Origin of the sequence: Sphingorhabdus sp. EL138 (genome assembly GCF_945862485.1) — a bacterium.
Classification (GTDB): Bacteria; Pseudomonadota; Alphaproteobacteria; order Sphingomonadales; family Sphingomonadaceae; genus Sphingorhabdus_B.
The window spans coordinates 1-25,487 of the sequence record NZ_CAMAYF010000003.1; the positions used below are offsets into that span (position 1 = coordinate 1).

General features: G+C 56.1%; 25 protein-coding genes, 1 tRNA gene and 1 pseudogene. 15 read left to right on the forward strand and 12 right to left on the reverse strand.

The features are described from left to right. From Q0O33_RS01985 to Q0O33_RS01995, 3 genes and pseudogenes are all read left to right on the forward strand, one after another. Positions 1 to 145: pseudogene (locus tag Q0O33_RS01985) on the forward strand (protease modulator HflC); the annotation flags it as partial. 118 nt (positions 146 to 263) lie between these two features. Further along, positions 264 to 1,760 carry a trypsin-like peptidase domain-containing protein gene (locus tag Q0O33_RS01990; RefSeq protein WP_366048097.1) on the forward strand — a complete coding sequence of 499 codons (1,497 nt, stop codon included), beginning with the start codon at positions 264 to 266 and terminating at the stop codon, positions 1,758 to 1,760. Between the two features lie 40 nt (positions 1,761 to 1,800). Then, positions 1,801 to 3,006 (forward strand): M20 family metallopeptidase, encoded by a 1,206-nt coding sequence (locus tag Q0O33_RS01995; RefSeq protein WP_295495349.1) that lies wholly within the window; start codon positions 1,801 to 1,803, stop codon positions 3,004 to 3,006. A gap of 1 nt (position 3,007) precedes the next feature. Here the strand turns inward: Q0O33_RS01995 and Q0O33_RS02000 are convergent, their stop codons facing one another. The 3 genes from Q0O33_RS02000 to Q0O33_RS02010 form a co-directional block, all read right to left on the reverse strand. Continuing rightward, positions 3,008 to 4,249: a dipeptidase gene (locus tag Q0O33_RS02000; protein WP_295495352.1), complete on the reverse strand. Its 1,242-nt coding sequence runs from the start codon at positions 4,247 to 4,249 to the stop codon at positions 3,008 to 3,010. A 66-nt stretch (positions 4,250 to 4,315) separates the two neighbouring features. After that, the gene (gene nadB / locus Q0O33_RS02005; RefSeq protein ID WP_295495355.1) at positions 4,316 to 5,890 is read right to left on the reverse strand and encodes an L-aspartate oxidase; all 1,575 of its coding nucleotides are present in this window, start codon (positions 5,888 to 5,890) and stop codon (positions 4,316 to 4,318) included. Further along, positions 5,891 to 6,808, reverse strand: coding sequence for an ABC transporter ATP-binding protein (locus tag Q0O33_RS02010; protein ID WP_295495357.1), 918 nt, complete (start codon positions 6,806 to 6,808; stop codon positions 5,891 to 5,893). It abuts the gene before it with no gap. Positions 6,809 to 6,946: 138 nt separating this feature from the next. Between Q0O33_RS02010 and Q0O33_RS02015 the strand changes: the two genes are divergently transcribed. Next, on the forward strand, positions 6,947 to 7,141 hold the full coding sequence (locus tag Q0O33_RS02015) for a zinc-finger domain-containing protein (RefSeq protein WP_295495360.1): 195 nt from the start codon (positions 6,947 to 6,949) through the stop codon (positions 7,139 to 7,141). Positions 7,142 to 7,170: 29 nt separating this feature from the next. On the opposite strand, the gene Q0O33_RS02020 is transcribed toward Q0O33_RS02015, so the two are convergent. The 7 genes from Q0O33_RS02020 to Q0O33_RS02050 form a co-directional block, all read right to left on the reverse strand. Then, positions 7,171 to 7,872, reverse strand: a complete 702-nt coding sequence (locus tag Q0O33_RS02020) for a Crp/Fnr family transcriptional regulator (RefSeq protein ID WP_295495364.1) — start codon at positions 7,870 to 7,872, stop codon at positions 7,171 to 7,173. Between the two features lie 122 nt (positions 7,873 to 7,994). Continuing rightward, positions 7,995 to 8,071 (reverse strand) — tRNA-Met (locus tag Q0O33_RS02025). Positions 8,072 to 8,148: 77 nt separating this feature from the next. Then, positions 8,149 to 8,655 (reverse strand): 2'-5' RNA ligase family protein, encoded by a 507-nt coding sequence (locus Q0O33_RS02030; RefSeq protein WP_295495367.1) that lies wholly within the window; start codon positions 8,653 to 8,655, stop codon positions 8,149 to 8,151. Positions 8,656 to 8,808: 153 nt separating this feature from the next. Next, positions 8,809 to 9,486: a 50S ribosomal protein L9 gene (gene rplI, locus Q0O33_RS02035; protein ID WP_295495370.1), complete on the reverse strand. Its 678-nt coding sequence runs from the start codon at positions 9,484 to 9,486 to the stop codon at positions 8,809 to 8,811. 11 nt (positions 9,487 to 9,497) lie between these two features. Continuing rightward, positions 9,498 to 9,722 (reverse strand): 30S ribosomal protein S18, encoded by a 225-nt coding sequence (gene rpsR, locus Q0O33_RS02040; RefSeq protein WP_125229746.1) that lies wholly within the window; start codon positions 9,720 to 9,722, stop codon positions 9,498 to 9,500. 3 nt (positions 9,723 to 9,725) lie between these two features. After that, positions 9,726 to 10,157, reverse strand: a complete 432-nt coding sequence (gene rpsF / locus Q0O33_RS02045; protein WP_295495373.1) for a 30S ribosomal protein S6 — start codon at positions 10,155 to 10,157, stop codon at positions 9,726 to 9,728. Positions 10,158 to 10,321: 164 nt separating this feature from the next. Next, complete coding sequence (locus tag Q0O33_RS02050; protein ID WP_295495377.1) at positions 10,322 to 11,716, reverse strand: Mur ligase family protein; 1,395 nt, start codon at positions 11,714 to 11,716, stop codon at positions 10,322 to 10,324. A 113-nt stretch (positions 11,717 to 11,829) separates the two neighbouring features. Here Q0O33_RS02050 and Q0O33_RS02055 point away from each other — a divergent pair, with 113 nt between their 5' ends. The 7 genes from Q0O33_RS02055 (at position 11,830) to mltG (ending at position 18,002) form a co-directional block, all read left to right on the forward strand. After that, complete coding sequence (locus Q0O33_RS02055; protein ID WP_295495380.1) at positions 11,830 to 12,666, forward strand: LD-carboxypeptidase; 837 nt, start codon at positions 11,830 to 11,832, stop codon at positions 12,664 to 12,666. Positions 12,667 to 12,702: 36 nt separating this feature from the next. Continuing rightward, entirely contained in the window at positions 12,703 to 13,641 is a 939-nt protein-coding gene (fabD, locus tag Q0O33_RS02060; RefSeq protein ID WP_295495383.1) for an ACP S-malonyltransferase, read from the forward strand. After that, complete coding sequence (locus Q0O33_RS02065; RefSeq protein ID WP_295495386.1) at positions 13,641 to 14,444, forward strand: crotonase/enoyl-CoA hydratase family protein; 804 nt, start codon at positions 13,641 to 13,643, stop codon at positions 14,442 to 14,444. The genes fabD and Q0O33_RS02065 overlap by 1 nt, the downstream gene beginning before the upstream one ends. Position 14,445: 1 nt before the next feature. After that, the gene (fabG, locus tag Q0O33_RS02070) at positions 14,446 to 15,183 is read left to right on the forward strand and encodes a 3-oxoacyl-[acyl-carrier-protein] reductase (protein WP_295495389.1); all 738 of its coding nucleotides are present in this window, start codon (positions 14,446 to 14,448) and stop codon (positions 15,181 to 15,183) included. A 94-nt stretch (positions 15,184 to 15,277) separates the two neighbouring features. After that, on the forward strand, positions 15,278 to 15,511 hold the full coding sequence (locus Q0O33_RS02075; RefSeq protein WP_125229739.1) for an acyl carrier protein: 234 nt from the start codon (positions 15,278 to 15,280) through the stop codon (positions 15,509 to 15,511). A 146-nt stretch (positions 15,512 to 15,657) separates the two neighbouring features. Further along, positions 15,658 to 16,917: a beta-ketoacyl-ACP synthase II gene (fabF, locus tag Q0O33_RS02080; RefSeq protein WP_295495392.1), complete on the forward strand. Its 1,260-nt coding sequence runs from the start codon at positions 15,658 to 15,660 to the stop codon at positions 16,915 to 16,917. Between the two features lie 122 nt (positions 16,918 to 17,039). Continuing rightward, a complete protein-coding gene (gene mltG / locus Q0O33_RS02085; protein ID WP_295495720.1) occupies positions 17,040 to 18,002 on the forward strand; it encodes an endolytic transglycosylase MltG in 963 nt (320 codons plus the stop codon). 19 nt (positions 18,003 to 18,021) lie between these two features. On the opposite strand, the gene Q0O33_RS02090 is transcribed toward mltG, so the two are convergent. Next, a complete protein-coding gene (locus tag Q0O33_RS02090; protein ID WP_295495394.1) occupies positions 18,022 to 19,968 on the reverse strand; it encodes an alkyl sulfatase dimerization domain-containing protein in 1,947 nt (648 codons plus the stop codon). 83 nt (positions 19,969 to 20,051) lie between these two features. Further along, a complete protein-coding gene (locus Q0O33_RS02095; protein ID WP_295495723.1) occupies positions 20,052 to 22,229 on the reverse strand; it encodes a primosomal protein N' in 2,178 nt (725 codons plus the stop codon). A 147-nt stretch (positions 22,230 to 22,376) separates the two neighbouring features. Between Q0O33_RS02095 and fsa the strand changes: the two genes are divergently transcribed. The 4 genes from fsa to Q0O33_RS02115 all read left to right on the forward strand — a co-directional run bounded on the left by fsa (position 22,377) and on the right by Q0O33_RS02115 (position 25,485). Beyond that, a complete protein-coding gene (fsa, locus tag Q0O33_RS02100) occupies positions 22,377 to 23,030 on the forward strand; it encodes a fructose-6-phosphate aldolase (RefSeq protein WP_125229735.1) in 654 nt (217 codons plus the stop codon). A 155-nt stretch (positions 23,031 to 23,185) separates the two neighbouring features. Beyond that, positions 23,186 to 23,821 carry a GTP cyclohydrolase I FolE gene (folE, locus tag Q0O33_RS02105; protein ID WP_295495397.1) on the forward strand — a complete coding sequence of 212 codons (636 nt, stop codon included), beginning with the start codon at positions 23,186 to 23,188 and terminating at the stop codon, positions 23,819 to 23,821. Between the two features lie 97 nt (positions 23,822 to 23,918). Continuing rightward, complete coding sequence (gene nadC / locus Q0O33_RS02110; RefSeq protein WP_295495400.1) at positions 23,919 to 24,767, forward strand: carboxylating nicotinate-nucleotide diphosphorylase; 849 nt, start codon at positions 23,919 to 23,921, stop codon at positions 24,765 to 24,767. Between the two features lie 151 nt (positions 24,768 to 24,918). Continuing rightward, positions 24,919 to 25,485, forward strand: coding sequence for a ribonuclease T (locus Q0O33_RS02115; protein ID WP_295495725.1), 567 nt, complete (start codon positions 24,919 to 24,921; stop codon positions 25,483 to 25,485). Positions 25,486 to 25,487: the final 2 nt, after the last annotated feature.

Here is a 25,487-nt window from a genome sequence, read left to right on the forward strand (position 1 = left end):
AAGCTATGGCAAGGATCCGGCTTTCTATGATTTCTATCGCGCGATGCAGAGCTATCGTCAGACGTTCCAGAATGGTGAAGGTGCAAGCAATATCATCTTGTCACCGCAAAACGCCTATCTGGAAAAATTCCGTAAAGGCATTTAATCGACGGACAAATGCTGTTGACCAGTTGAATGGTATCCATTCAATCGGCGTTCAGCTTTACCGGGTCAAAGATGAACAGATTTTCTGGGCCATGTGCCCAATTGAATAGACGAGAGGAATGAAATCCGTGCGTTACGCTTATGCAGTTACCACCGCGCTTTTGATGGCTGGCGGAACAGTTGCTTTAGTCAACGGCAACCCTGTCACCGCGCAAACCGGACTATCGGTTTCGGAACAGGTTAACCTCGCCCCCGGCGGTGCGCCTTCCAGCTTTGCGGATCTTGCCGCACAATTGCAGCCAGCGGTGGTCAATATCGCTACACGGCAAAAGGTGCAGGTAGCCACCAGCCTGAACCCGATGACGGGCGAACGCCGCCCTGTGACTCAGGAACAGGCCAGTGGCGGCTCAGGCTTTCTGATCTCGGCCGACGGCTACATCGTCACGAATAATCATGTGGTGGCCGGTGGCCCGGCTGGCGACGCCGTTGACCGCGTGACCGTCACCCTTTTCGATGGTAAGGAATATGAGGCCGAAATCGTTGGCCGCGACCCATCATCGGATATTGCTTTGCTCAAGATCCGCGCTTCGGGCCTCCCTTTTGTGAAAATGGTAGAGCCGCAGAAAAGCCGTGTGGGTGATTGGGTTATCGCCATTGGTAACCCCCTCGGCCTCGGCAATACAGTGACCGCAGGTATCATCTCGGCACTTCAACGTAATATCGGCGCTGGCGGCGCTTATGACCGCTTCATTCAAACCGACACAGCAATTAACCCCGGCAACTCCGGTGGCCCATTGTTCAACCTGAAGGGTGAGGTTGTCGGGATCAACAACCGTCTAATTTCACCAGTCGGCGCGAACATCGGTGTAGGTTTTGCCATTCCGGCTGAAGATGCCATTCCGGTTATTGAGTCCCTGAAAAAGGGTGTTCGGCCGGAACGTGGCTATCTTGGCATCAGCATCCAACCGGTTAGCGAACAGGCTGCAGACGCCCTTGGCCTTGAAAAGAATCGCGGGGAATTTGTCGCACGTATTGTTGCAGGTGAAGCAGCGGACAAGGCTGGACTGAAAGAAGGTGACATTGTCCTTCGCGTCAATGACCGCGAAGTGACGCCCGAAGAGACTTTGTCCTATATTGTCGCGAACATCAAACCCGGGACACGCATTCCCCTCGACATTTTGCGCGAAAGCAAGCCGATGAAGCTGACCGCTACGGTTGGCGCCCGCCCACCGGAAGAGAAGCTAGCCCAACGCAACTTCAACCCGGAAGAGAATAAAGACTTCGACAAACAAACTGATACGCCTGATTCCAAGGTCATTCGTGATGCGCTTGGCCTCAGCGTCATTCCGTTGGATGCCGAAATTGCGCGGGCCTTGGGTATGACGGCCGATGTAAAGGGCGTGGTCATCGACGTTCCAGGCGCTGGCACAGGTGCGCAGGTCGGTTTGCGACGCGGCGATGTCATCGTGTCGGCGAATTATCGCGACTTGAACACAGCCGCTGGACTCGCAGGTGCCATTAAGGACGCTAAAGCCGCAGGTCGCGGCGCAATCCTGCTCGGCGTAAAACGGCGTGGTGCGGCGACTCAATATGTGGCTGTGCGTTTAGAAGATTAAAGTTTGTTGTCGGTCGCGCCGGGGTGGTGCTAGTTAAGCTATGGACTTAATCAGCACCGACTGGCGCGCCGACGCCGAACATATCCTTCCCGACCTTATTGACCTACGCCGGGCTATTCATGCCGAGCCGGAGCTGGGCCTGCAAAATCCCAAGACTTTGGCAAAAATAAAGGCTGCGCTTGCTGGCCTTCCCCTGGAGTTCCGAGAGGGGCCATCGACCACTGGCCTGATTGCGACCCTCAAAGGCCCTGCCAATGGCCGCACGGTGTTGCTGCGCGGCGATATGGATGCGCTGCCGCTGCATGAAGATACGGGCCTTGCATATAGCTCGCTGACTGAAGGCGCGATGCATGCGTGCGGGCATGATACCCATGTCGCGATGCTGGTGGGTGCAGCCAAAATGCTATGTGCCAAACGCGACCAATTGGCGGGCACGGTGCAGTTCATGTTCCAGCCCGGCGAAGAAGGCCATCATGGCGCACGCTTTATGCTGGATGATGGCCTGATTGACCCCCTACCCGACGCTGCCTTTGCCTTGCACATCATGCCTAACGCCCCGCGCGGGGTGTTTAGTGGGCGAAGTGGTCCGTTACTGGCATCCTCCGATGTCCTAACGATCACCGTCAAGGGCGCTGGCGGCCACGCCTCGATGCCGCATGACGCCATTGACCCTATCCCCGTCGCTTGCGAAATCGTTTCGGCAATCCAGACAATGGTGACACGCAAGATTTCGGTATTCAATCCGGCGGTCATCACTATCGCCAAAATATCGGCAGGCACCACCAACAATATTATTCCCGAAACTGCGCATTTGCTAGGCACGATCCGTACATTGTCGCCGCAGTCGCGCGCGCGTGTGGCTGAAGAGCTGCACCGCCTCGCCCCCGGCATCGCCGCCGCCCATGGTTGCAGTGCCGAGGTTCATATCGAACAGGGCTTCCCCGTCACCGTCTGCGATGACCGCGCCGTTCAGTTCGGCAAGGCGGTTGTCGAGGATATGTTCGGCCCCGAAAGCTGGATTACGCTCGACACGCCCATCATGGGCGCAGAGGACTTTGCCTATGTCCTCGAAAAAGTTCCCGGCGCGATGTTCTTCTTAGGCGCATCACACGAAGGCGACGACTGGCGCACTTGCTGTGGCCTACACTCCAACCGCATGGTCCTCGACGACAGCGTTATGGCGCGAGGTGCCGCCCTTCATGCCGCTATCGCCGAGCGGTATCTGGCCGACGGGTTTGCCGCCTAACCTATTTCCGCGCGGCCTTCTCCACTCCGCGCATTACGCGCAGCACATTACCTTGGGCGATTTTGGCTAGGTCCGCCTTCGCATAACCACGGCGGACGAGTTCGGCGAATAAGGCGGGATAGGTTGACACATTTTCCAGGCCAACTGGCAGTTCGTCCACGCCGCCAAAGTCACCGCCAATACCGATATGGTCAACCCCTGCAACTTTGCGGATATGGTCGATATGATCGGCGACTTGCGCCAGCGTTGCCTTTGGTTGCGGGTTGGCAGCAATCCATGCGTCGACAGCGGCCTTTTCGCCAACGGGATTTCCAGAAAATTCAGTCTTCGCGCGACCGGCGATGGCCGAGCGTTCAAATTCCCATTGCCGCCGTTCGGCCGAGGTGAAGCCCGGAACAAAGGTCACCATAACGACACCGCCATTTTGCGGCAGGCGCTTCAGGACCGAATCGGGTACATTGCGGGGGTGCGGTGTGATGGCACGAGCGTTGCTATGCGTAAACAAAACCGGTGCCGTACTCTTATCCAGCACGTCATGCATGGTTGCCTCTGACACATGGCTGATGTCCGCAATCATACCCAATTGGTTCATTTCGGTGAGCACTTCAAAACCAAAGGGCGACAATCCGTCATGCTTTGGCGCGTCGGTAGAACTGTCCGCCCAATCAGTGGTCAGACTGTGCGTGAGTGTCATGTAACGCGCGCCTAGCGCATAAGTCTGCCGCAGGATGTCCAGCGAACTGCCAATAGAATGGCCACCCTCCATCCCAATAAGCGAAGCGATTTTGCCCTTTTTCATAGCCGCTTCAACCTCTGCCGCTGTTGCAGCATAGCTGAATGTTTCTGGATATCGCGCCATCATCTGCCGCACGACATCGATTTGCTGGATAGTGCGGGTTACGGCCTCATGCTTGGGCAATGCGGCATCGACATAAACCGACCAATATTGCCCGCCCAAATATCCAGCGCGCGCGGTTTTTATGTCAGTATGCGTTTTCGCGAGCACGTCTGCTGGCAACGCAGCTAGATCAAACTTTGAAAAATCGCGGTTAAACAATGCAGCAATTTGGTGCGGTGTGTCATTATGGCCGTCGATGATAGGCGATTTGGCCAGCACTTCGCGCGCGGTTTGCTCCGGCGTCGCGGCGACGGCAGGCATCGCAATGGCCGCCAGCAGCGCTAAGGCAGGCAGTTGCAAGAATTTACGCGCGCGAAAAGCTGCGACTTGATTTCGAACGATCATAATACCCTCCAAATAAACAGATACGATGCTGCCTGAGTTTGCCATCTTTAGGAAAGTGTTTTGTGGCTATGACATCAAAATCGTATCGCGCGCTTCGTCAGCCATTTCGGGAAAATCGAGTGTAAAATGCAGCCCCCGGCTCTCATGCCGCGCTAGCGCCGACCGGATAATCATCGCGGCAACCTCAACAAGGTTACGCAATTCAATCAGATCAGGGGTAACGCGGAAATGGCTGTAATAATCCTCAACCTCGCTACGCAATAAATCAATCCGGTGCTGCGCCCGCTCCAACCGTTTGGTCGTGCGCACAATACCTACAAAATTCCACATAAACTGCCGAATTTCGCGCCAGCATTGGGCAATCACAACCTCTTCGTCGCTGTCGGTCACCCGGCTTTCGTCCCACTGCCGAATTTTTGGCGGGGGCGGCAGGCTTTTCCAATTGGCCTCGATATGGCGCGCACAAGCATCTCCAAAAACAAAACATTCCAGCAAGGAATTCGACGCTAGACGGTTTGCACCATGCAGGCCGCTTTGCGTCACTTCGCCTGCGGCATATAGGCCTGGCGCGTCGGTTCGGCCGTCCAGATCGACAATCACACCGCCGCAGGTATAATGCTGCGCTGGCACCACGGGGATTGGCTCGCGCGTGATGTCGATGCCAAGCCCAAGCAGCTTTTCGTAAATGTTCGGGAAATGCGCTTTGACAAATTCCGCGGGCCTGTGGCTGATGTCGAGATGGACATAATCCAGACCGTCGCGCTTGATTTCGGCGTCATTGGCGCGGGCGACAATGTCACGCGGCGCAAGCTCTGCGCGATCGTCATAATCAGGCATGTAACGATGCCCGGTTTTTGGATTTTTAAGGATCCCGCCCTCACCGCGCACAGCTTCGGTTATGAGGAAATTTTTGACCTCAAGATTGTAGAGGCATGTCGGGTGGAATTGCATAAATTCCATGTTGGAAACGCGGCACCCCGCGCGCCACGCCATGGCAATGCCGTCGCCCGTCGCACCGCGCGGCGCTGTGGAATATAGATATGTCCGGCCAGCGCCGCCGCTCGCGAGAATGGTCGCGCGCGCAGTGAAGGTCTCGACTCGGCCCGTTTTACGGTTGAGCGCGTAAACGCCGTGAATGCGGCCTGAGGTCGAAAAGCGCTCCTGATGCCGCCCCAGAATTAGGTCGACCGCAACCATGTCCGGAACCAAACTGATATTCGGATGCGCTCTGGCCGCCGCTTCCAACGCTTGCTGCACAGCCCAACCAGTGGCGTCGTCAACATGGACGATACGCCGGTGGCTATGCCCGCCTTCGCGGGTCAGATGCCAGTCATTTCCTTCTAAATTGAACGGCACACCAAGCTTTGCCAACCGTTCGATCGCGAGTGGCGCGTTTTCGACAACAAATTCCACCGTGGAGCGGTTATTCAGCCCCGCACCTGCGACCATCGTATCCTCGATATGGTTCGCAAAATTGTCACCGGGTTCCAGCACTGCGGCAATACCGCCTTGCGCCCAAGCCGTAGCGCCGTCGGAGATCGCTCCCTTTGCCAACACCACAACCTTGCGGGTAGCCGCCAGTTGCAACGCAGCCGTCAACCCCGCCGCGCCCGACCCAATGATCAGAACATCCGCTTCCATTTATGCGGTGCTTGTCAGGCGGAGGAAGACATCTTCAAGGTCAGCCTCCTTGGTGGTTACGTCGATGATGCCCAATCCAAGGCCTTGAATGACAGAGAGCACTTCGCCTGCGTTCATGCGGTCTTTGTTGTAGGTAATCTCAACCGTGCGCTCGCCCACCAACTCGGCCTTTTCAAAGGCTGCATGCGTTGGCGCGCTGGTAACGTCTCGGTCCAGCGTCAATACCACCGCCTTCTCGCGCGCCATGCCGACCAGTTCGCGCGTCGGCTTGTTGGCAATCAACTGCCCATGGTTGATGATCGCAATCCGATCGCACAATTGCTCGGCTTCTTCGAGATAATGGGTGGTGAGCACAACCGTTACGCCTTGGCGGTTCAGTTCCTGCACATAATCCCATAATTGCTGACGTAGCTCGATATCGACACCAGCTGTCGGTTCATCAAGCACGATAACGGGCGGTGCATGGACCATGGCTTTAGCCACCAGCAAGCGACGCTTCATCCCGCCCGACAGGGTCCGCGCATAAGCATCGGCCTTGTCCTCCAACCTTACGGCCTTCAACAATTCCATCGTCCGCCGTTTCGACTTAGGCACGCCATAAAGACCCGCTTGCAACTCAAGCGCTTCTTTCGGTGTAAAGAACGGGTCGAACATAATTTCCTGTGGCACGATGCCAATGGACGCCTTGGCATTGCGCGGATGGGCGTCGATGTCGAACCCCCAGATCGACGCGCTGCCCGATGTCTTCATCACCAGCCCGGCCAGGATGTTAATCAACGTGGATTTGCCCGCACCATTGGGCCCAAGAAGACCGAAAATCGACCCTTGCGCGACGTCAAAACTGACATCGCTTAGCGCTTGTTTGCCCCCTGCATATTTTTTGGACAGGTTATGGATCGAGATAGCTTGTTCAGACATGTCCGTGCGATAGCGAACGCATGGTGTCAGCGCAATCATATGGAACCCATCGGTCGGAATTTCGTGACCGTGCGATTATCGTGACCTTACTGTTTCTCAGCCGTTGCAGCCCCGTTGCGGCTTTGCTAAGCGGCGCACATGAACAACAGCGCCCCTGAAACAATCCGAGTCCGCGAACCGCGTGTCGCTTGCGACGGCAGTGGAGATATTCCCGCCGCATTGGGCCATCCCCGCGTCTGGCTTCAAATTGATGAAAAAGGCTATGTCGATTGCGGCTATTGCGACCGGCATTTTGTGCTCATTGGCGGCCCGGCGGATAACATTCCAGGCTAAGCTAAGCCCAAGCGTTGCTAAACCGCCATTCAGGCGGCAGCCGAAAGATACTGAAGCCGCGCACGGTCGCGTATGGAAACAGTCCTACGGTCCGGCAAATGGATAACGCCATCGGCCTTTAACTTAGAAAACTGACGGCTTACGGTTTCAATCGTTAGCCCCAGAACATCGCCAATTTGTCGGCGATCAAGCGGCAGTTCAAATGCGTCCAATGCCCCGTTGTCAACCGTGCAGCCTGTTTCGCCCAGACGAACAGACATTTCGAGTAACAAAGTCGCGATCCGTTCCGTCGCGTTTTTCTTTCCGAGCAGCAGCATCCATGCGTGCGCACGATCCAGTTCATTCAACGTACGGCGCAGCAGCTTATGTTCCAGTTCAGGATGTTGTCGCGCGAAGCTGTCAAAGGTGGATCGCGGAAAAACACACAGTTCCGCATCGGTGAGCGCAGTTACGCTATACGGGCTTTGCTGGCCAAAGGGCCGGCCAATAAAATCCGATGAAAAAACAATCCCGACAATCTGCTCGCGGCCATCGGACATGCTGATCGAAACCTTCAGCACGCCTTCGATGACGTTGGCGACAACGACGGCGTCATCACCCTCCCAAAAAATAGTTTGCCCCTTAGATACTTTGTGCTTTCGGCCCAGCCGCCCCAGTAGCTCAAGCTCAGCTGTTTCGAGCCCAGCGCAAATTGCACGGTTCCTTACAATGCATTGAGAGCAATCTTTCATATACTTAGTGTAGCCGACGCAGCAAAGCACGGCAACCGCACAAAGCGCGGCTGCATTACGCTGGTCGGTTGCTCTGATATGGAGTGGGTAGATCGCGCTGCTGTCAGGGCACACACGAAAGATGGTAGCGAAGGAGGGACTTGAACCCCCGACCTATGGATTATGATTCCACCGCTCTAACCAGCTGAGCTACTTCGCCATCCAAGCGTGAATCCCCAGCATTTGCGGGGAAGCACGCGGCGCTATAAGCGCGGGGGTTATACGGGTCAAGCATTGTCAGCCGCGAAATGACCATCTTCCGATATGCTCCCAAGGTCCGCCGCGATAATAATGCGCGGATAGGCCCGAAATGGCGAACGGGCGCGGGTGGAAGCTGTCCAATAATTGTCCATGGAGCACCTTGGCGACGGATGGCTTGACCTTGTTCTGGACCGTGATATGCAATTTGGGTGGTGCTTGATCTTGCGGGATTAAAAGCCCGCGAAACGCATCGGCTAGCTCGTCGCGCATAGCAAGCAATTCAGGGCTATCGACACGGAACGCCACGGCTTTACCGAATAACATCACGTCACTGAGATAAGCCGCTGGCGCAGGATAATCCTTAACCAACGCCGCCATCCGCGATTTTATCTCTGGCAAATGGCTTGGCGGCAAATGGTGGAACAAAGTGATATGCGCATCGACAAAATTCCGCTCTGGCGGATAATGTGCGCGGCGTAGGCCATTCGCCCAGGCTTGGTCGGTCTTGCCCATGTCGGCGGTGATGATGATCGGCGCGGTCATGGGGTGACTGCTAGCACGTGTTCCTAACAATGAAACAGCACATTAGGAACACACGTCACCCTGAACTAGTGTCAGGATGACCTGCAGTGGAGGCACAAAAAAGCCGCCCTGTCTTGCAACAAGGCGGCTTTTTGTATATAGCAGTCGAAAGCTTTACGCTTCGTCGCTTGCTTCCGCCGAAAGGCCAGCGGCTTCAGCAGCAGCCTTGGCAGCAGCTTGCTCTTCGCGGCGCTTTGCATTGGCAGCGGCTTCGGCAGCGTCGGCTGCGTCGGCTGCAACTTCGGCTTCAACCTGTGCTTCGATGGCTTCCGCAGCGATCTCAGCCTGTTCGTCTTCGAACATCTGGTCGAGAACGTTGACGCCGTCCTTCTGCAACTCGGCTTCGTCGTCCGAACGGGCCACATTGACCTGAACATTAACGGAAACTTCGGGGTGCAGAACAACCTTCACGCCAAATACACCAAGTGTTTTGATTGGGCGCTCAAGCACGATCATGCTCTTGGAAACCTTAGCGTCCTGGGCGACCAGACCGTCAACGATATCCTTGACCGAAACCGAACCGTAAAGCTGGCCAGTTTGTGAAGCTGCGCGGATCAGAACGATCTGCTTACCTTCAACACTGCCCGATGCCTTTTGCGCTTCGTCACGGCGGCTTGCGTTATCGCTTTCAATTTTCGCGCGGTTGGCTTCAAAAACCTTGCGGTTAGCGTCGTTTGCACGGAGCGCTTTTTTGTTTGGTAGCAAGAAGTTACGGGCATAGCCGTCCTTCACGGTGACAACGTCACCAATTGCACCAAGCTTTTCAACGCGTTCGAGAAGTATGATATCCATGTTTCGGCTCCTTACTTCACGATATACGGCAGAAGGCCGATGTGGCGGGCGCGCTTGATAGCTTGACCCAGCTCACGCTGCTTCTTGGCCGAAACGGCGGTGATGCGCGATGGGACAATCTTGCCGCGCTCTGAAATGTAACCTTGCAACAGGCGTACATCTTTATAATCGATTTGCGGCGCATCCTTACCCTGAAATGGGCAGGACTTGCGGCGACGGAAAAACGGACGTGCCATGATTTAAGCCTCCTGCTCTGCGCGTGGTGCGCGGTCTGGACGAGGGGCGCCGCGATCACGGTCGCCGCCACCAAAACCGCCACGCTCACCGCGCTCGCTGCGCTCTGGACGGTCGCTCTTGCGCATCATGACCGATGGGCCCTTTTCATGCGCGTCTACGCGGACGGTCATGTAACGGATCACATCTTCGTTCATGCGTGTCTGACGCTCAAGCTCAGCGATCGTGTCGCCCGAAGCTTCAATGTCGAGCATTACGAAATGCGCTTTGCGGTTCTTTTGAATCTTGTAAGTCAAGGTACGAAGACCCCAGGTTTCGGTCTTTACGACCTTGCCTTTATTGTCTTCTACAATCTTGGTGGCGTTTTCAGCCAGCGCATCAACCTGGGCCTGTGAAAGGTCCTGACGCGCCAAAAATACATGCTCGTACAGCGGCATGGGCGTTTCCTTGTTCCTACCGATCGCTGACGCAGCACCATGCATACGCCCCTCCGGCTTTCTTTGATTTCAGTCAGGCGGACCTGAGCGAAGTGGCGCGCTTAGGGGGGATTGGTGCGGAATGCAAGCGATTCGCGGGATTGCGGAAAAGCGCTACCCGCCCCCTACAGCTTTAACCGCCATAAGATGTCGCCCGCAAACGCACTCAGCGTATCATCCCGTGCCCCCATGATGACAATCCTGTCACCGGACCGTGCCAATTCGACGATGCGGTTGCCGCAGTCTTCGCGGGTCGGTATATATTCGGCGTTGCGGCCAGCTTTGGCAACTGCGTCGGTGATGCTTTGGCTGCCGATGCTTTTGTCCACCGTGCCGCCGAAATAGACGGGATCGCACAGGATAAGATGGTCATCCTGGCCCAATTTATCCGCAAAGACGCCAGCCAGTTCAGCGCCCATCACGCGGATGGGGCCGTAGCCATGGGGTTGGAAGAAGGCGATGATGCGGCCAGGAAACGCCTTTAACGTCGCAAGTGTTGCGGCAATCTTGTCCGGGTTGTGACCAAAATCGTCAATCACGGTGATGTCATTGGCCCTGCCAACAATGTCAAAACGACGGGCGAGGCCACAGAAACTTTCCACGCTGTGCACCGCTTGCGTGACGGAGACGCCAAGCGCGACGCTGGCGGCGATGGCGGAAAGGGCATTGGCGATATTGTGCCGACCGGGAACGATAAGGGTAACGGGATAAGCCTCGCCCATAGCATGCAAGGTAAAGCGGCTGCCGAGCGGAAGGTCGGTGACATTAACAGCGCGAAAACTTGCTTCAGCTGAAAAGCCAAAGCTGATGGCGTCTTGCAATACCATTGGCGCGACCAATGCCGCAGTCTCCGCGTCATCGGCATTCCAAACACAGACTTTCGCCTTTTGGGCAAAGTCCCCGAATAGCTGCCGCAGCTCTTGTAGGGTTTTGTGATCAAGACTGACATTGTTGAGCACCGCAACTTCGGGCGTGAAAAGGGCGATGGAGCCATCGCTTTCATCCACCTCGGAAACAAAGACACCCCCTTGTCCCACGCGCGCGCTTGCAAAGGGCGCATCATCGGCGACAAAGTTCTTCATCACCGCACCGTTCATGATCGTCGGATCAAGGCCAGCATCGGTCAATATCCAGCCGATCATACCCGTCACCGTCGATTTGCCGCTGGTTCCGCCAACCGCAACGCTGCGCGGGGCATTGTTGAACAGGTCAGCGAGGAGTTCAGCGCGCGTCATGCGGGCGCAGCCAAGCGCGATAGCTTGGGCGATGTCCGGCACACTGTCCTCAATTGCGGCAGAAGCAATCAGGATTTGGTCGCCGTTCATAAGGCCACTGCCGTCTTGCGGAAACAGTTCGATACCAAGGCTTTGCAGCCATGCAAATTTCGGTCCCAACCGGCCTTGGTCCAGCGCGCGGTCGGAACCGGCGACGTTTGCGCCTGCATCACGGACGATATTGGCCAAGGGCAACATGCCCGAACCACCAATGCCGCAAAAGAAATAGGATTTGTTTTTGTGCATTATTGGCGGTTATGAGTTGGCGCGCGTTTTTGCAATAAGACGCTGAACGCTCTGTTTCAAAACCACGTCGCACCAGCGAAGGCTGATGTGACATACGAGGGAAAGAGTGAAATATGCGGATAGCTATCTGCGCGCCATCAACGCCATTTACGCGCGAAGACGCCGCGCGCGTTTCTGCGCTTGCCGGCACTGTCCACCCGACCGCTGAACTCGTCTTTCACGACCAATGTTTTGCCGAAGCTGGCCATTTCGCTGGACCCGACGATGTGCGCTGCGCCGCGTTTGTGGACGTTGCCAATGACCCAAGCTTTGACGCGGTCTGGTTCGTGCGCGGTGGTTATGGGGCTTGCCGGATAGCACAAGATGCCGTTGCCGCGCTAACGTCAGCAGCGGCGGATAAAATCTATATGGGATATAGCGACGCCGGCAATCTGCTCGGTGCTTTATACGCCGCAAAAATCGGCCGCGTATGCCATGGTCCAATGCCAGCCGATATCCGGCGCGATGGCGGTGAGGCCGCGGTCCTGCGCGCACTCGACTGGATGCTGCATGAATCGCCGCAATCGCTTGAACCACATCTGCAGTCAGGCACAAAATACGCGGCGTTCAATCTGATGACCTTGGCGATGATGGTCGGCACGCCGTTAATGCCTGATCTGAAAGGCCATGTGTTGATGGTCGAGGAGGTCAGCGAGTATCTCTACAGCTACGATCGCGCCTTTTTCCACGTCACCAGCCATTTGCAATCTGCAGGGCTGGCCGGATTACGGCTTGGCCGCGTTAGTGATGCGCCCGAAAATGACCGCCCCTTTGGCGAAGACGCCGAAGAAATTGCCCGACGCTGGTGCGCAAAAATGGGGATCGAATATCTAGGCAGCGCGGATATTGGTCATGATGCGGACAACCGGATTGTGCCGTTCGGGCTTGCAACATGCAGCGCCGCGCCATAGGCGATCTTGCACAAACACCGACCAACAGGAGCAGTTATGCGCGCATTCATTTTCCCCGGGCAAGGCAGCCAAGCCGTTGGCATGGGCAAGGCACTCGCCGAAGCCAGCCCAATCGCGCGCGCGGTGTTTGAAGAGGTCGATGAAGCCTTGGGTCAACATTTGTTCCGCCTGATGTGCGAAGGCCCGGAAAGCGACCTAACACTGACCGAAAATGCGCAGCCTGCGATCATGGCCAATGCCATCGCCACCTTGCGCGTACTGGAAAAGGAAGGCGCCGTTCGCTTGTCGGAAAAATGCAATTTTGTCGCTGGGCATTCCTTGGGCGAATATACGGCTTTATGTGCCGCTGGCGCATTACCTTTGTCGGTAACGGCGGCATTGCTGAAGCTGCGTGGCCGTGCAATGCAGGCCGCGGTGCCTGTTGGCGTAGGCGCAATGGCCGCGTTGCTTGGCGCGGATATTGAAAAAGCGGAAAGCTTGGCCGCTGCTGCCGCGGAAGGCGAAACCTGCACCGTCGCCAATGACAATGACCCGTCACAAGTCGTGATTTCCGGCCATAAAGGCGCGATTGACCGCGCTATTGCGTTGGCGAAGGACCATGGTATCAAACGCGGCATATTGTTACCCGTATCCGCGCCATTTCACTGTCCGTTGATGCAACCTGCCGCCGACGAAATGCAAAGCGCGCTTGCAACGACCAATATCCAAGCGCCATTAGTACCCTTGTTCGCCAACGTGACCGCTGCGCCTGTATCCGACCCTGCGACCATATCCGCCCAATTGGTGCAGCAGGTCACTGGCCGAGTCCGATGGCGCGAGTCGGCAATTGCCATGGCTGAGGCCGGCGTCACACATTTCGTGGAATTTGGGGGGAAGGTGCTGTCGCCCATGGTAAAGCGCAGTGCAGGCGAAGACATTAACGCATCAACCGTCATCAGCATGGATGACATCGAAGCCTTGTTGAAAGATATCTAATGACCGACCAAATTCTCCAGTCGCGCGAGGGCGGTATACTGACCATCACGCTGAATATGCCCGAAAAGCGTAATCCGATTTCCGATGTGTCTGTCGTCGAACAAATGTGCGATGCATTCATGACGGCGGATCAGGATATGTCGGTGCGCTGCGTCATTTTGACAGGCGCAGGGACGGTGTTTTCCTCCGGCGGTGATCTAAAACAAATGCGTCCGGATAGCGGTGGCTTGCGGGCAGGATTGCCTGCAGAAACACGCCGCAATTACAAATATGGGATCCAGCGTCTGCCTTTGATGTTTCAAGCACTTGAGGTTCCGGTCATCGCGGCGGTCAACGGTGCGGCCATTGGTGCAGGGCTTGACCTTACCACGATGTGCGACATTCGAATCGCCGCGTCTTCAGCCAAATTTGCCGAAAGCTTTGTGCGATTGGGCATTACGCCGGGTGATGGCGGCGCATGGCTGTTGCCGCGCATCGTTGGTTTTTCAAAAGCGACCGAGTTGGCCCTGACCGGCGAAACTATTGACGCTGCCGAAGCATTACGTATCGGGCTGGTAACGCAAGTGGTCGAGGATGCCGACCTTATGGCTGCCGCTCGCACGATTGCTGACAAAATCGCCGCAAATCCGCCACATGCCGTCCGCATGACCAAGCGCCTGTTGCGCGAAGGGCAAACAGCGGATCTCAAAAACATCCTTGAAATGTCCGCCGCGATGCAGAGCCTTGCGCATGCCACTGCGGACAATGATGAGGCCATAACTGCGTTTCTGGAAAAGCGCGCCCCCGAATTTAAGGGAGAATGAAATGTTTGATCTAACCGGCATGACCGCGCTCGTTACGGGCGCATCGGGCGGGATTGGTAGTGCCATTTGTCACGCGCTGGCGGCGCAAGGCGCGCGCCTTGCGGTATCCGGCTCCAACGAGGAAAAGCTGGAAGCATTTAGGGCATCCTTAGGCGGCGACCATGTTGCCGTTCCCTGCAATCTGGGCGACAAAGATAGCGTTGAGGCGTTGGTTCCCGAGGCGCTTGAGAAATTGGGCCAGATCGACATTCTGGTAAACAACGCCGGCGTTACGCGCGACAATTTGACGATGCGTATGAAGGATGAGGAATGGGATGACGTCATCCGTATCAACCTTGAGGCAACATTTCGCCTGATGCGCGCAGCCACGAAACCCATGATGAAGGCGCGCTTTGGCCGTATCATTACCATCACCAGCGTCGTCGGCACCACGGGCAACCCCGGCCAAGCCAATTACGCCGCTTCCAAAGGCGGCCTGACAGCAATGACCAAAGCAATCGCGCAGGAACTCGCTAGCCGCAATATGACAGCCAATTGCGTCGCACCCGGCTTCATCGCAACCGCGATGACCGAAAGCCTAGCTGACGCCCAAAAAGAAGCGTTGAATGCGCGTATTCCGATGGGCCGCATGGGCGAAGGCGCCGACATTGGTGCCGCCGTTGCCTATCTCGCCTCAAGAGAAGCTGGTTATGTTACGGGCCAAACAATCCATGTAAATGGCGGCATGGCGATGCTTTAGTGGATAAGCATCGCTTGCCACTTGCCAGCGGCTATTCTGCACATTAGGGCGATAGCTGAAATTCATCCTCCCAACCAAATAAGGGGCACAAAAAATGAGCGATACCGCAGAACGGGTCAAAAAGATCGTCGTTGAACATCTGGGCGTTGAAGCCGACAAGGTCACGGAAGCTGCAAGCTTCATTGATGATCTGGGTGCGGACAGCCTTGATATCGTTGAACTGGTTATGGCGTTTGAAGAAGAATTCAACGTTGAGATTCCTGACGATGCTGCTGAAAAAATTGCGACCGTCAAGGACGCAATCGATTTCATCAACAGCAACGGCTAAGCCGTAACGCGCGATGATGCGCGGTCAGATAAAAATTCAAACGGCTTTCCGACCAGCGTTAAGTGCGCTTCCGTCGGAAAGCCGTTTGCTTTTTGGCCCCTGTTCGCAGTAATGGGCCGTAAAGATTAGATTTTGGAGATAACGCAATGCGTCGTGTCGTGGTCACTGGATTAGGTCTGGTTACACCCTTGGGTGCAGATGTTGAAACCACTTGGTCCAACCTGATTGCCGGAAAATCTGGCGCGGGCATGATTACGCATTTCGACGCGAGCGACCAGAAATGCCTGATCGCGTGCGAAGTGAAGGGCAAGGATCACCCTTGGGGATTTGACCCCGACAAACGCGTGGACCACAAAGTGCAGCGTCAGGTCGATCCATTCATCATATACGGCATTGATGCCGCCGGCCAAGCATTGGAAGATGCTGGCCTCACCGAATTGACCGAAGAGCAAAAAGTGCGCGCCGGTTGCTCGATTGGGTCCGGGATCGGCGGCCTACCCGGCATTGAAAGCGAAGCATTGCTGCTGGCGGAAAAAGGTCCGGGCCGCGTGAGCCCGCATTTTGTGCACGGCCGCTTGATCAATTTGATCTCGGGCCAAGTCAGCATCAAATATGGCCTCAAAGGCCCCAATCATGCTGTTGTCACCGCGTGCTCCACAGGCGCACACTCGATTGGCGATGCAGCACGCATGATCCGCGACGATGATGCTGACATCATGGTGGCCGGTGGCGCAGAAGGTACTGTGAACCCGCTGGGTATTGCAGGTTTCGCGCAGGCGCGTGCGTTGAATATGAGCTACAATGACCGCCCAGAAGCTGCAAGCCGCCCTTATGACAAGGACCGTGACGGTTTTGTGATGGGCGAAGGTGCAGGCGTTGTTGTGTTGGAAGAATATGAACATGCCAAGGCGCGCGGCGCGAAAATCTATGCCGAGGTCGTTGGCTATGGCTTGTCAGGTGATGCCTATCACGTCACCGCACCGCACCCCGAAGGTGACGGCGCGTTTCGTTCCATGCAGATGGCCCTGAAAAAGGCAGGCATGACGCCATCCGACATTGATTATATCAACGCACATGGCACATCGACCATGGCCGATACGATTGAGCTGGGCGCGGTAAAGCGGTTATTTGGTGACGCCATGGCAAATGTGTCCATGAGCTCGACCAAGTCCGCCATCGGCCATTTGCTCGGTGGCGCTGGTGCAGTGGAGAGCATTTTCTGCATCCTTGCGCTGCGGGACCAAATTGTGCCGCCAACGCTCAATCTCGACAATCCAGATGAAGGCACCGAAGGCGTTGACCTTGTTCCACATGTCGCAAAGAAACGCGAAGTGAAGGCTGTTTTGAACAATAGTTTTGGCTTTGGCGGGACGAACGCCAGCCTCATCATGAAATTGGCTGAATAAACCAACGTGCTAGTATCATCGCATATCTCTCAACCTGTCATTCCAGCGCGTGCGGGAACTGACGGCGGGAATGAGAGGGGTTAATTGTGGCGAAACGGTCTGGACAACAGGCAAGCCGCCGCATCGCCAAATGGGCAGTCGTTGCGGCAGCATTGCTGCTGGCATTAGTCGCCGGTAACTTCATCCAAGGCTGGACAGCGCCCGGACCGCTAGAGCGTGAGACGACCGTCATTATCAAGCCAGGCTCAAGCATGATGTCGGCGGCACGGCAGCTTGAAAAAAGCGGCGTGGTTAAATCCGCCGACGCCTTTGTGAGCCGAGCAAAGATTTTTGGCGCGTCCGATACGATCAAAGCAGGCGAATTTGTTATTCCGTCAAAGGCCTCCAATTCCGACATATTGTCGATCCTGACAGATGGAAAAACCGTGCAACGCATGGTTACTATTCCCGAGGGCATGCCGTCGATCATGGTGTATGAACGGCTCATGGCCAATGACCAGCTTACCGGGCGTATTTCCATACCGGCCGAGGGATCGGTTTTGCCGGATAGCTACGCCTTTGACAAAAACGAACCGCGCGCTGCTGTCCTGAAACGCATGCAGGATGCCATGACAAAAACGATGGCCGAGCTGTGGCCAGAGCGCAGCGCGAACACGATGGTTAAAACACCGTTAGAGGCGCTGACACTCGCATCCATTGTTGAAAAGGAAACGGCGCTTAAATCAGAATTGCGCATGGTATCCGGCGTGTATTCAAATCGCTTACGCACGGGCATGCGGCTGCAAGCCGACCCGACGATCATTTATCCCATCACAAAGGGTAAGTCGCTTGGCAGGCGCATTCGCAAATCCGAAATCCGGGATGTGAACGACTATAACACTTACGCTATGGCTGGCCTGCCGAAAGGGCCCATCGCCAACCCGTCACGCGCCGCCATTGCCGCCGTGCTAAACCCGCAAAAGACCAGCGCATTTTATTTCGTCGCCGACGGAAAAGGCGGCCATATTTTTGCCGACACGTTGCAAGAACACAATGCCAATGTGGCAAAATGGTACGCCCTCCGCCGCCAGCGTGGGGAAATGTAGTCTCTTTAGGGTCCTGACCCTAAGGCTCCACAATATTGAAGGCACCCGGCATCGGGTCAAGCGCAGCCTGAAGCTTTTCAATTGCGGCCCTGTCACCTTCAATCTTCAATCCAGCGGCCTGCAACTGCGCCGCCGGCATTTTCAGGAATAATAAGGCCAGAAACAATTGGCGTGGACCAGTGACCGTCACCTTAGGTGCGGCGTGGACTTGACCCATTTCGCTGAACATCACCGAATTGCCAACCGTGACTTTCGCGGTTTCCTTTCGGTCAGAAATCACGAAATTCAGCGCCAGCGCGGCGTTACCAATGACATTGGGGTCTAACCGCGTCGAAACCGAATCCAACAACAAGCCCGTTGGTATCGCCGAAATCATATCGATGCTTTGCGCGTTAATGCCCGCCTTCATGCCGGCACGCAGTTCGCGCGCGCCTGTCAGGAACATGTTGCGCCAGATCGCGGATTCGGACTGATAGCCTTGCTGTTCATAGCTGTCGGCAAGCAAGGCCCGCCCTTCAACATTTTTGGGTTCGGCAAAGACGAGTTGGTTCAACAGGTCGGATGACCAGCGATAATCGCCTGCCTTCATTGCCTTTCGCGCTTCTGCCAGTACCTTCTTTGCGCCGCCCATCGCCGCGACCATCTTGGCCGCGCGGACCTCCGGCGAATGCGGGTTAAGATTGGCGGGGACGGCATCATACCAACCCAGATAATATTGATAGATAGCCTTCGAATTATGGCTGTAAGTGCCGTAATAGCCTTTATTAAACCATTGGTCGCCAATCGTTGGTGGCGCCTTTAAAACTTCTGCGATCTCGGCTTGAGTCATGCCCTTGTTCATCATACGCACCGTTTGGTCGTGCAAATACCGATAATTGTCGCGCTGCCCCGCTAGCCAGCCCTTAACCTCTGACTGGCCAAAGCGCGGCCAGCAATGGCTGGAGGCGATAACATCGCTCCGCCCGCCATATAGGTTGACGGCTTCGTTTAGAAATACGGACCAACTCAATGCGTCACGCACTTTCGCCCCGCGCGGGGTCAGGATATTATGGAGACTGCACGTCGCAATTTCGGCGGACAGAAACGTACGCGCCGCTGGCAGATAGACGTTCATTTCGGCCGGTGCTTCCGTGTGTGGCACCATTTGGAACTCCAACATAACGCCATCAACTTCGCGCAATTCTCCCGTTTTGCGAATGTCGATTGTGGGTGGAATCAGCGTTATGTCGCCTCCGCCAATGCCGTTGCCGATGCCACTGCCCATTTGCCCCTGCGGGCCGGGCGTCAGGTTACTACCAAATTGGAACGTCGCGCGCCTGCTCATCGCAGGACCAGCCATGACATTTTCAGACGCCGTCTCGGCCAGAAAATGCTCCGGTGCAATGACTGAAACCTTGCCTGCCTTTACGTCGGCCTCATTGATGATCCCGCGCACACCGCCAAAATGGTCGCCATGGCTGTGGCTATAGATAACAGCCGTGACCGGCCGTGTGCCCAGCTTTTCGTTCACAAGCTTCAGCGCCGCCGCCGCGGTATCCCGGCTGGTCAGCGGGTCGATGATGATCCAACCCGTTTGGCCTTTGATCACGGTCATGTTCGACACATCAAAGCCCCGCACTTGCCAGACATTGTCCGTCAACGCGTATAAACCATGTTTACGCAACAGGCCCATATGCCGCCACAGGCTTGGGTTCACCGTATCGGGGGATTGGCCGCCGGTCATCCAGTCATAAGCGCCAAGGTTCCAGACAGGCTTGCCATCTTTGTTGGTAATGACGGGGTCCGACAAAGTGCCGATAAAACCCCTGTCGGCAAAATCGAGGTCACGGCCATCATCGGCGGGAAGCTGCGTCCCGACGCTGCGTTGCGCGGCGATGGTTGCATCGGAAGCTGGCTTTGCGTCTTGCGCAAATGCGCTTGTTGCCGATGCAGAGCTCAATAACGCTGCCAATAATATTTTATGCATCTTATCCTCCCCCAATATTTTGACTGGACGATGCAACATTAGGCGCATTAGGTAAATCCGCTATTTAAGCGTCCCGCGGTTTGTTAGAGAAAACTATAAGGATCGACGTCGATCCCCACCCGCACACCGCGCGGAAATTGTAGGCTACCTAGCCATTCCCGAATGATATTCTGTACCTCGACCGAGCGCTGCGCATGCACCAAAAGGCGTTGCCGATAACGGCCACGCAACATGGCGAGCGGCGCTGGTGCAGGGCCATAGACATGCATGCCATCCACCTGCGGCGCTGCTCCACCGACGGCGCGCGCCGCCTCAATGGCTTCGCGTTCATCCTCGGACGAAATAATGATTGCGGCGAAGCGCCCAAACGGTGGCGCACCAGCGGATTTGCGTTGCGCGGTCTCGGCGTCATAAAATGCATCCCGGTCACCCGCGACCAAGGCAGCGATCACGGGATGATTGGGATTACGTGTCTGGATGAAGACCTCGCCAGGCTTCTCACCGCGCCCTGCCCGACCAGCGGCCTGCGCAATTTGCTGGAAGGTGCGTTCAGCGGCGCGCAAATCCCCACCCTCAAGCCCCAGATCGGCGTCAATTACCCCGACTAAAGTCAGTTCGGGAAAATGATAGCCCTTCGTTACCAATTGCGTGCCGATGATGATGTCTACCGCCTTGTTCTCGACACGTGACACGAACTCCGCCGCCTTTTCTGGCGACCATAAAGTGTCCGATGTGGCAACGATGGTCCGCGCATTGGGCAGCAGGCGGTTTACCTCGTCGCTGATACGTTCAACGCCAGGACCGCAGGCAACCAGAGTATCGCTTTCACCGCATTCGGGGCATTGCTCTGGCGGTGGCATGACATGGCCGCAATGGTGGCAGGCAAGCCGCCGCACGAGGCGGTGTTCGACCATCCAGCTTGTGCAGTTGGGGCATTGGAACCGGTGGCCACAGGTCCGGCACAAGGTCAAAGGCGCATAGCCGCGACGGTTGAGGAACAACAGGCTCTGTTCGCCACGTTCGGCGCGTTCTTCCAACGCCTTAAGCAATGTCGGGGCAATCCAATGCTGTGCGTCCGGCGCGTCGAGCGTCAAATCAATCGCCTTGATCTCTGGCATCTTGGCCGCGCCAAAGCGCGACGGAATTTCAAGGCCCTTATAGCGGCCAATGGCTACCATATGCCGCGATTCCAGTGCTGGCGTTGCCGATGCCAACACCACCGGGAATCCTTCAAAATGGCCCCGCATGACGGCAACGTCGCGGGCATGATAGCGAACGCCATCTTCCTGCTTGAAACTGGTCTCATGCGCTTCATCGACGATAATCAGGCGCAAATTGGCAAAGGGCAGGAAAAGCGCCGAGCGCGCTCCCACTAGTACCTTTGCGCTGCCATCGGCGACGGCGCGCCAGACACGGCGGCGCTGTGTGGATCGCAGGTTGCTGTGCCAGACCGCTGGCTCGACGCCAAAACGCGCCTCGAAGCGGGCAAGGAACGGCGCGGTCAGCGCGATTTCGGGGAGAAGCACCAAAACCTGTTTACCCAGCCGTATTGCCTCAGCCACCGCCTCAAAATAGGTTTCGGTTTTGCCTGATCCCGTGACGCCATCCAGCACGAAGGTGTCAAAGCCGCTCGCGCGCACCGCATTGACCATGCTGTTTGCGGCCAATTGCTGCGCATCGTTCAATTTTGGCTTGGCAAATTCCGCAAGCGGTTCGGGCAGCGGCGTATCGACGCTGATGGTCACGGGTTCAAACGCGCCTGCTTTAATCAGACCGCGAATGACGGCGTCACTCACGCCAGCTTCTGCCGCTAGCTCGCGCACAAGGCCTTGCGCGCCCTCCAAGGCGTCCAGCGCGGCAGCGCGTTGCGGTGTCAACCGCGCAGGCTCAAAACCTGTGCGGCGATATTCGACAATGGTTCCCGTCGCCGTGAACGCTGCCGAAGACGACAATACCATTCGCAAGACTGCCGCATGGCTCGTGAGATAATAATCCGCGACCCAGTTTATCAGGCGACGCAAGCCCAGCGTAACCGGAGGACAATCGACAATTTCAAGCACCGCGCGCAATTTGCTGCCTTCTATCGCCTCTTCGCCAAAAACATCATCATCCCAGATGACGCCGGGCAATTTGCGCGGGCCAAGCGGCACCATCACGACGCTGCCCGGCCCTGCAATCATATCATCGGGCAGCCGGTAATCGAGCGGACCAATTGCTTGTGTCAACAAGACAACACGGACGCGGTTAGTGGGCAAGCTCATGAAGCGCGTATAGGCAATGATGCGGCGAACGTCACCATCTGGATGATGATCCCACACCATCGCAGATCTGTTTCCAATAGGTCTGTTGTTTTGGCCGATATTTTGCCAAGAGACATGAAACCGAATCTCCAATCAGGAAATAGTCCTATGAAATTTTTTGCCGATACCGCTGACATTGCCGACATTAAGGATTTGGCAGCGACGGGTTTGCTCGACGGCGTGACCACCAACCCCTCGTTGATCGCCAAATCCGGCCGGGATTTTATTGAAGTCACGCGCGAAATCTGCGCCCTGACCGATGGCCCGGTATCGGCAGAAGTCGTTGCGCTAGATCATGCGACGATGATGAAGGAAGCCGAAATCCTGCGGAAGATTGCCGACAATGTCTGCATCAAGGTACCATTGACCATCGACGGACTGAAAACGTGCAAGGCACTTACCTCTGAAGGCACATTGGTCAATGTGACCTTATGTTTCTCTGCCAATCAGGCGCTTTTGGCGGCAAAGGCTGGTGCGACATTCGTATCGCCCTTTGTTGGTCGCCATGACGACAATGGCTTTGACGGTATGCAGCTTATCAGCGACATTCGTTTGATCTACGACAATTACGCTTTTGACACCGAAATCCTCGTCGCGAGCGTCCGGCACGGTGTCCATGTTCTTGAAGCCGCGAAAATTGGTGCTGACGTGATGACTGCGCCGCCGTCGGTTATCAAAGGCCTGTTCAAACATATCCTGACGGACAAGGGCATTGAGGGCTTTTTGGCCGATTGGGCCAAAACCGGTCAGGCGATTGGCTGATTTTTTCAGCAAAAAATAGCATTCCAGCTTCTGAGGCTATATCGCCATGTATTGTGATACGGCCCGTATGGGCTATTGTCCGTATAGTTTTTAAAGGCAGGCCGAAATATCTTAAACGCTGAAGAGGTGGGCACATTGCCTGCCGGAGCCTAAAGATGAACAAGCCCGAAAAGGTATTTCCCATCGCACATATCCATTATGAAGACGAAATCGGTGAGAATGGCAAAATTGTCGTTCCTGATGACGTTCAAGACGCCATTCGCACACTCATCCGCTGGTCAGGCGATAATCCTGAGCGCGAAGGCCTGCTCGATACGCCCGCGCGCGTGGGCCGCGCGTGGCGCGAATATTGCGCTGGCTATGGCGAAGACCCCGCAGCGCATTTGTCGCGCACCTTTCAGGAAGTCGGCGGATATCATGAGCTCGTATTGCTTAAGGACATCCCCTTCCAGTCGCATTGTGAACATCACATGGCACCCATTATCGGCAAGGCGTCGATTGCGTATATGCCAACCGATAAGGTTGTGGGCATTTCGAAACTTGCGCGCGTTTTGCACGGCTTCGCCCAGCGCCTTCAGGTGCAGGAACGCCTGACGGCCGAAGTTGCGAACTGCATCTGGGAAAATTTGAAGCCAGAAGGCGTTGCGGTTGTCATTGAAGCGCAGCATGGTTGCATGACCGGGCGCGGGGTGAAGGTGCACGGCGTTGGCATGGTGACATCAAAGCTCATTGGCTGTTTCCTAGACGATCAATCGAGCCGCAGGGAAGTCATGAGCCTGATGGGCTATTGACCCCTCGATAAAAGGTTTTCAGTTATTGTTGGCGATAGCGAACTTACCCATATTTGGGGCATAGTCGCCAATCATGTTCAGGCCGGATAACAGCAATATGCCTTTTCAGATTCCTTCATTCGATATCGACGCTTTCGTCCGTGCGACGCTGGCCGAAGATTTGGGTCCGACGGGCAGAGATGTGACATCCGAAAGCGTCATTCCGGCCGATGTCCGTTTCGACGGGGTCATGGACAGCCGCGATGCCATAACCGTGGCTGGCCTGCCGATCGCAGTCGCATTTTTCCAAGCGCTCGACCCTTTGATGGAGATAGATTTATTGGTCGAAGAGGGCGCACAAGTGCCTGCGGGCACCGACCTCATGCGCTTAAGGGGCCATGCCCGCGCCATGCTCACCGCAGAACGCTCGGCGTTGAATACCGTGCAGCATCTTTCGGGGATTGCGACAATGACACGGCAATATGTCGATGCCATCGCTGGAACAGGTTGCACCCTTTTGGACACAAGAAAAACCATTCCCGGTCTCCGGCTGCTTGAAAAATACGCGACGCGCTTAGGTGGCGCTACGAACCATCGCATGGGCCTTTGGGATGCAGCCATGATCAAGGACAATCATGTTGCCGTTGCAGGCGGTGTAGCGGAAGCCGTTGCCCGCGCGAAAAATGCTGGGGTTGAACGCATCATTCTTGAGGTGGACAGCATCACCCAGATCGAGCCTGGTCTGGCGGCGGGAGCAAGCCATTTGCTGCTCGACAATATGGACGCGAATATGTTGCGGGAAGCGGTAAAGCTGATCGCTGGCCGTGTGCCGACCGAGGCATCGGGCGGGGTGACGTTGGAAACGATCCGCGCCAAGGCAGAGACCGGCGTTACCTATATCTCGGTTGGCCGCCTCACCCAAAGCGCACCGGCGGCGGACATCGGGCTGGATTTTGCGCAGGCTTAGGCTTTTTGCTTTTTTAGGCATCGTGGCAGCGTTCCAACCTGCACCGACCACGGCGCAAGCTTGGCAATGTCAACCACCACGATTTCTTCCACGTCCGGCCTTGGAATTGCCGCCGTCCGGCCAAATAAGGCGCACGGCAATAGACGGCTATGTGTTGGCACTGAGTTGGAGCCCGGAATATTGCCGCGGGCGGACGCGCGACCCTGCTGCACGGTTCCAATGTTCAGGCGAAATGGGCGACTTTGGCTTTATCCTGCATGGGCTGTGGCCTGAAACCAAAGGGGCCAACTACCCGCAATATTGCCGTGCGGTTGGCGTTCTGCCCCGGCGGACAGTCACAGACAATATCTGTCTCAGCCCCGCTCCGCAATTGCTGCAGCATCAATGGGCAAAGCATGGCAGTTGCATGACTAATAGCCCTGACGCTTATTTCGGGGCAGGGCGTTTGCTGTTCCACGCGATTGAATTTCCCGACATGGCACGACTGTCCCGCGAACCCGAGCGCGGGACGCCGTTGACGGTGCAAGTGCTGGCTGAACGATTGGCCGATCTGAATGAAGGCCTGCCAGCCGACGCCATAGCAGTTAAGAGCAATGCCAAGGGCTGGCTTCAAGAAGTGCGCATCTGTCTTGGCAAGGATTTCAAACCTCGGCGGTGTCCGGCATTTACCCGCGGCGCCCCAACTACAGCGCAGATCAAAATTTGGCGCGGGCGTTAGGC